This is a genomic window from Symbiopectobacterium sp. (assembly GCF_051710365.1).
In the GTDB taxonomy this organism is placed as follows: domain Bacteria; phylum Pseudomonadota; class Gammaproteobacteria; order Enterobacterales; family Enterobacteriaceae; genus Symbiopectobacterium.
On sequence record NZ_JBPETA010000016.1, the window covers coordinates 23,220 to 29,779 of the forward strand.

The 6,560-nt window shown below is 53.7% G+C and carries 5 protein-coding genes, 1 tRNA gene and 1 pseudogene; 3 read left to right on the top strand and 4 right to left on the bottom strand.

Features of this window, described 5'->3' with window-relative positions:
• Positions 1 to 44 precede the first annotated feature (44 nt).
• The 3 genes from rpoD (at position 45) to ACTBDZ_RS02785 (ending at position 2,846) form a co-directional block, all read left to right on the top strand.
• On the top strand, positions 45 to 1,892 hold the full coding sequence (gene rpoD, locus ACTBDZ_RS02775) for an RNA polymerase sigma factor RpoD (RefSeq protein ID WP_438814151.1): 1,848 nt from the start codon (positions 45 to 47) through the stop codon (positions 1,890 to 1,892).
• 158 nt (positions 1,893 to 2,050) lie between these two features.
• Positions 2,051 to 2,126, top strand: a tRNA-Ile gene (locus ACTBDZ_RS02780).
• Positions 2,127 to 2,720: 594 nt separating this feature from the next.
• On the top strand, positions 2,721 to 2,846 hold the full coding sequence (locus ACTBDZ_RS02785; protein ID WP_438814152.1) for a hypothetical protein: 126 nt from the start codon (positions 2,721 to 2,723) through the stop codon (positions 2,844 to 2,846).
• On the opposite strand, the pseudogene ACTBDZ_RS02790 reads toward ACTBDZ_RS02785, so the two are convergent.
• The 4 genes and pseudogenes from ACTBDZ_RS02790 to ACTBDZ_RS02805 form a co-directional block, all read right to left on the bottom strand.
• Positions 2,836 to 4,490 (bottom strand): annotated as a pseudogene (locus tag ACTBDZ_RS02790) (hypothetical protein). The gene ACTBDZ_RS02785 and the pseudogene ACTBDZ_RS02790 sit on opposite strands and share 11 nt — an antisense overlap.
• A 3-nt stretch (positions 4,491 to 4,493) precedes the next feature.
• On the bottom strand, positions 4,494 to 5,024 hold the full coding sequence (locus ACTBDZ_RS02795; protein WP_438814153.1) for a hypothetical protein: 531 nt from the start codon (positions 5,022 to 5,024) through the stop codon (positions 4,494 to 4,496).
• Entirely contained in the window at positions 4,990 to 5,718 is a 729-nt protein-coding gene (locus ACTBDZ_RS02800; protein WP_438814154.1) for a hypothetical protein, read from the bottom strand. The genes ACTBDZ_RS02795 and ACTBDZ_RS02800 overlap by 35 nt, the downstream gene beginning before the upstream one ends.
• On the bottom strand, positions 5,718 to 6,320 hold the full coding sequence (locus tag ACTBDZ_RS02805) for a tail fiber assembly protein (RefSeq protein WP_438814155.1): 603 nt from the start codon (positions 6,318 to 6,320) through the stop codon (positions 5,718 to 5,720). Before ACTBDZ_RS02805 ends, ACTBDZ_RS02800 begins: the two co-directional genes overlap by 1 nt.
• Positions 6,321 to 6,560 lie beyond the last annotated feature (240 nt).

Sequence of the window (6,560 nt, forward strand, 5' to 3'; positions counted from 1 at the left end):
CCGACCGACACCAACCTAATACTCTGAAGTGTGGATACCGTCTTATGGAGCAAAACCCGCAGTCACAGCTGAAGCTACTTGTCACCCGTGGTAAGGAGCAAGGCTACCTGACCTATGCTGAGGTCAATGACCATCTGCCGGAAGATATCATCGATTCCGATCAGATCGAAGACATCATCCAGATGATTAATGACATGGGCATCCAGGTGATGGAAGAAGCACCGGATGCGGATGACCTGCTGTTGGCAGAAACTACGTCTGACACAGATGAAGATGCCGCAGAAGCCGCTGCTCAGGTGCTCTCAAGCGTAGAGTCCGAAATTGGGCGTACTACCGACCCGGTGCGCATGTACATGCGTGAAATGGGCACCGTTGAGTTGCTCACCCGCGAAGGTGAAATCGACATTGCCAAGCGGATCGAAGACGGTATCAACCAGGTTCAGTGTTCTGTTGCCGAATATCCTGAAGCTATCACTTACCTGTTGGAACAATACGATCGCGTCGAGGCCGAAGAAAGCCGCCTTTCCGATCTGATCACCGGGTTTGTCGATCCCAACGCCGAAGAAGATCTTGCGCCTACCGCAACCCACGTCGGCTCTGAATTGTCCAGCGAAGAGATGGACGATGACGATGATGATGACGAGGAGAGTGAAGACGACGACGATGCAGAAGAAGACAACAGTATCGATCCAGAGCTGGCACGTCAGAAATTTACCGAGCTACGTGAACAGTACGAAGTCACACGTCAAACGCTCAAAGCCCATGGCCGTAACCACGCTAAGGCCGCGGAAGAGATCCTGAAGCTCTCTGACATTTTCAAGCAGTTCCGTTTGGTGCCGAAACAGTTCGATTTCCTGGTCAACAGCATGCGCACCATGATGGATCGCGTTCGCACGCAAGAGCGTTTGATCATGAAACTCTGCGTTGAACAGTGCAAAATGCCGAAGAAAAACTTCGTCACGCTGTTCACCGGTAACGAAACCAATGACACCTGGTTCTCTGCTGCCAAGGCCATGAACAAGCCCTGGAGCGAGAAGCTGGTCGAAGTGGAAGAAGACGTGCAGCGCAGTTTGCAGAAGCTGCATCAGATCGAAGAAGAAACCGGCTTGACTATCGAGCAGGTGAAAGACATCAACCGTCGCATGTCGATCGGTGAAGCCAAGGCACGCCGCGCCAAGAAAGAGATGGTCGAGGCGAACCTGCGTCTGGTGATTTCTATCGCCAAGAAGTACACCAACCGCGGTCTGCAATTCCTGGATCTGATTCAGGAAGGCAACATCGGTCTGATGAAAGCGGTAGACAAGTTTGAATACCGTCGTGGCTATAAGTTTTCTACTTATGCCACCTGGTGGATCCGTCAGGCGATCACCCGTTCTATCGCCGATCAGGCGCGTACCATCCGTATTCCTGTTCACATGATCGAAACGATTAACAAGTTGAACCGTATTTCGCGTCAGATGTTGCAGGAAATGGGCCGTGAGCCGACGCCAGAAGAACTTGCCGAACGCATGCTGATGCCGGAAGACAAGATCCGCAAGGTGCTGAAGATTGCCAAAGAACCGATCTCCATGGAAACACCGATCGGTGATGATGAAGATTCACATCTGGGCGATTTCATCGAGGACACCACGCTGGAACTGCCGCTGGACTCTGCGACGTCAGAAAGCCTGCGTTCAGCCACCCACGATGTGCTGGCTGGCCTGACGGCGCGCGAAGCCAAAGTACTGCGTATGCGTTTCGGTATCGACATGAACACCGACCACACGCTGGAAGAGGTGGGCAAACAGTTTGACGTTACGCGTGAACGTATTCGTCAGATTGAAGCCAAGGCGCTACGCAAGCTGCGTCACCCAAGCCGTTCCGAAGTGCTGCGCAGCTTCCTAGATGATTAACAGCATCTAAATGGAAATAGGAAAAAGCCCTCAACATTGAGGGCTTTTTTATGGTAATTATAACGATAACAACGGGCTAGGCTGCATACAAAACCAGCATACGGGCAACGTTGCTCTAGACCTGCCCCGCCATGTTACCGTATAATCCGCGCCCACATGGCCCCTTAGCTCAGTGGTTAGAGCAGGCGACTCATAATCGCTTGGTCGTTGGTTCAAACCCAACAGGGGCCACCACATTTTAGCTTTAAAATCATATAATTAAGCCACTTCTTGCGAGGTGGCTTTTTTGTTGGATTCAACGAGTGTCGCAAAAGTGTCGCACGAGATTTTGCGCCCCCTCTCTGACCACGCTTGTGCTCGCTCAATAGGTGGTCGTTAAAATTACGTCTGATGCCCGCGAACTCAGATGACAGGCTGATAAAATCTTTTCAGTCTCACTTGCTTAGTTAATTTTCATAACAATCTGTTTTATTTGTTTTTTATCTGTTATTCACCAAACAGCGAATCCCGCGACACAGATCCTTTCACTAGACAAAACCCACATAAAACTCTTATTTATCTGATAGATAAAAATTCCTCTCGATCCATAAGAGATCCTAAAAACTGAAAAAACCTGAAATTCTTTTCAATCATTTCAGTTTGAGGTTTTCACCACAAGCCCAGCAGCGGCGCGGGCTGGCGTATCGGTTTGTAGAAAAATAAAACTGAAAAATTTTCCTGATCCGAAAACCGCAGGCGGGTGCGGTGTAGCGCCGATTTTGTCATGTGGACGTTTATTTTGTGTGCGCGCTGGCTGCACCTGCGAGACGTGGTGAGGTGATCGAATTCATGGGTAAGGCGCGATGGGCGATTGATGACGCTAGCGCCGTGTGGGGGGATTGGTGGCGCTATATGGCAGGCACAAAAAAGCCCGCGCTTGGCGGGCTGGTTTCTGGCGGGATCGTTACCCGATAACCGGGCTGTACTTCGTCTGTAAAGCGCTGGATTTGGTGCCGGTTGCTGCAATAGCATTGGCATTGACCGGTGCGCCGGTGTTGGCATGGGTATGCGTTGCGGTCTGCTCTGCCAACTCCTGCACCACATCCAACGTATCGATCATTAACTGCATCACGTTGATTTGTTGATTGCCTACCCACACCACAGGCGCGATAAATTCCTGACGCTGTGCGGCAATACTGCGGCGGATATTGCCGATTTTCTCTATCAGGTCTTGCCCTACGTCCCATGTCGCCGATTTGCCAACGCTGGCCACATAGCCCGCTTGCGTGGCCAGACTGTAATCCCCTTGGGCAATCTGCATCACAGCACCGGCCAGCAGTGTGGACGTACCGAGCACGGTTGTTTTGTCCGTCGCCTGTATCGTGGTTTCCCTGGCAACAACGGTGCGTTTTTCTTCATCGGCGGTGATATCACGGCGCATAGACGACTCTTTAATGGCCTGGTCGGTCTGCCGTTCCCAATCCCCGGCCACCGTCACACGCTGCGACACTTCCGCACGCTGCTGCTGTAGCTGCTCCCCTGGCTTCACATCCGGCAGACTATGGCCCTGTGCCAGCGTTTGCCGCACGAACGGGCGATCGGGCCGTCCATCGGTGAAACCAATCTCTACCAGTGTGTCAGCAGGGGGAAACTGGAACATGCCCGACTCACTGCCCGCCATCGGCACCGGCAGCGGGACGGCGGGATAAACCGGCGTATCCTTGACCGGATTGCCGTCTGCATCCAGTAGTTGCACATCTACTACCGCATAGCGTGGGCGAAAGGGATCGGCAATATTGCCACTGCTGACGCTCTCCGCTGGCCCTTCCACACGGGCAAAACGCGGCAGGTGCAGCCCTGCGGATAACTCCGGGTAGGCGGCATCTATCTGGCGCTGTGCCAGTGTGCGTTGCAAAGGTTTGCCCGTCAGGGCATTACGCGGCGTCCAGGTAACGGCCATATCATCATCGGTTAGCCGCACTGACGTCAGGCGCTGGCCATTGACTACCACACCAGGGCGCACCGACTGGATCACGGCAGTGTCATGCTATTGCCCGCCGCCTGGCTTGTGCTGAACTCTGGCGGGATAGCCACGGGCTTATCCGCAAACAGCGAGTGCTGCCAACTGCCGATATACAGGCCACCATCGGACAACACTTGCCAGATATAATCCGTAACGCCAAACGCCGCGCCCAGGTTGGCCAGTAACTGATAACCGGTGCCGCTGTGGGTAAAATGGGGAATAGGTTTGCGCGTGTAGTCGGCATCCGGCAGATGCACCGTGATACCGCTGTTTTCTTCCAGCCAGGCACCCAACTGCTTAAGCGTAGGGTGTTGAAACGAACACGGCCACATCCTTTCGAACACGCCCGCCAGTTCGCGCACAAACAAGCGTTGATAGCCGTTCTCTGCCGGTTGCGAGCGTTCCACGTAGCCGGTAAACCAGCGCAGCACCAGATCGGTATAGCCCACATCTAACCGCACCAGTTTGCCGGAATAGTCCTGATCGGTTTCCACGGTAATAAAGCCGCGTCCGCAAGCGTTTAGCTCCAGCACCATATTGACGCTGACCAGGTGAACCGCATCCCCGGACAACATCAGCCGCTTAATCGGTTTCATCCCTTACCCCAGCGCCTCATTGACCGGTTTCAGTACCTTGCGCTCAAACCAGCTTAATTGCTCGTCACTCTCTGCCGCACTGCCGCCGCACTGCCCGGGTGATTGCTTTTGTGCAGCGGTTTTTCCGTCTGCGCGCGCGTCCCGTTTCTCGGCCACACTCACATGCTCACGCAGGGTAAAGGTCACTAACCACGCCTGTTTCCCGTCCTGTTTCGGCGCATCGATCGAGCCGGTAAATGTGGCCAGGCGAAAATTAATGGCCTGCGCGGTAGGGTTGGCCACCCGGTAACGTTTCAGTTTGCCGCCCTCTTTGGCTTCCGCCAGGGCAAACAGGCGGGTTAACACTTTCGCATCCGTAAACGGGATAACGCCCGAAACGCGCAGTTCTTTGGGCTTTATACCCTGTTCTGCATTGGCGGTGCTCGACGTTTGCCCGGACTGGTCTTTGTCCTGAAACTGCATTGAGGGCGTAACCGTCAGGCTACGCAGGGGAATTGCCTCACCATCGAGGGCGAGCGTAATAATCTGGCTCATGGATCATGCCTTCCAGTGCATTAAGTGATTTCCCGACAAACATCACCGCGGCGGTATACACCGTTGACGGTTGCGGAATGTCTTTCACCATTTCAGCAGCGATCACGCTGCCTTGTCCTTTAGCGCTAAATACCCAGGCGCGGGCGCTGGCTTGCTGTAATGCGTTCAGCCCCAGGCTGATTTTTTCCAGTAGGTTGCCACGTTCAGCGGCAAAGCTGGCTAACTGGCTTTTGATGGCATCCACACTGCTGAATACTGCCGCTTGCGCCTGTGCAACCGCAATACGCTGCGCATTGATCGCCTGGCGGTTGGTAGCAACCGATAACGGGATGGCGGCGGGCAGCGCTTGGCCTTTCGCTGGTAACTGCATCTTTACCGTCTCCAGCTCTGCCGCCGCTTGTGCCATACGCGCCACCTGGGTTAAATCGGGCAGCGGAAAAACCGCCGTCAATGCCGCCAGACGTTGCATAAAGTCTGTATGGGCTGCTGCACAAACCATCATGACGACCACCTGATTTTCACCCTGCGCCGCCTGGACATGTGGGGCCAGATACGCCAGCGCATTAGCCGGGCTTAAATAACTGCCGGTTGCCGTTTTCTGGCCCACACCGTACACCCACGGGTGGACAGGCACCACTGAGCAATGAATGGCGGCCATGTCTGCCGGAAAACGAAGATCAGCAGCGCGCCACATTAGTGCGGAGCCTCTGGCCAGGTGATATCCGGTGCGGTGTTGATATCGATACGGTTCAACAACACACGGTAGGTTTTCCAAGCGGTGAGCGCTGCCTGTTCTTCTTCCGTCGCCATATCCAGATCAACTGCATCACTCAGCGTTTGAATACGGGCATTTGCCACGGTAAGACGTGAGGTTAACTCCTGTTGTGCCGCTTGCTGGGCTTGCGTGTCTGTCACCCATTTTTCCCCGTCCCAGGCATCAAATTCGGTTGCCGGTTCAAGTAGCGTAAATCCTTCCGTCAATTCACCGAGTGTGGTGATAAGCGAGGCTTCGCGCGTCTCGGTGTTATAGGCAGTTTTACCACGATAGTCCGGCACATGCTCCCAGCCTGCACTATCAAAAGTGCGCAATAACGCCAGTCCGGCAGGGGGTAACTCTGGCTCATCGGGGTAACTGTGTGCGGGTAGTCCCACACCAAGCATGAGATATTCCATGCTGGCGCTTTGATATTCTCGTGTGACCGGGTGCACATGATAGACAGTTATCCAGCCTGCATTTTTACTGAGGCCGTTTTCGCCTAATTTGGCGGTTTCAATATCAGTGGAATAGTTGCTCATTATGCTGCTCTCACAATGTAGTTAAAGACGATGTTGCGCGGACGGTTTTCAGTTGCGGTGGGTACGACCTTCGATGCATCGAATGTATACTGACACCCAACGTCCCCAAGATAATTATTTGTATTAGTCGCGACTTGATCTGACACTGGACCTTGCAAGGTTGAGAGTTACCGGTTTTGATATGGGTGTCCAATCCTTATACAAAACACGAGGTAACTCTCATGATTCATACTAACAATC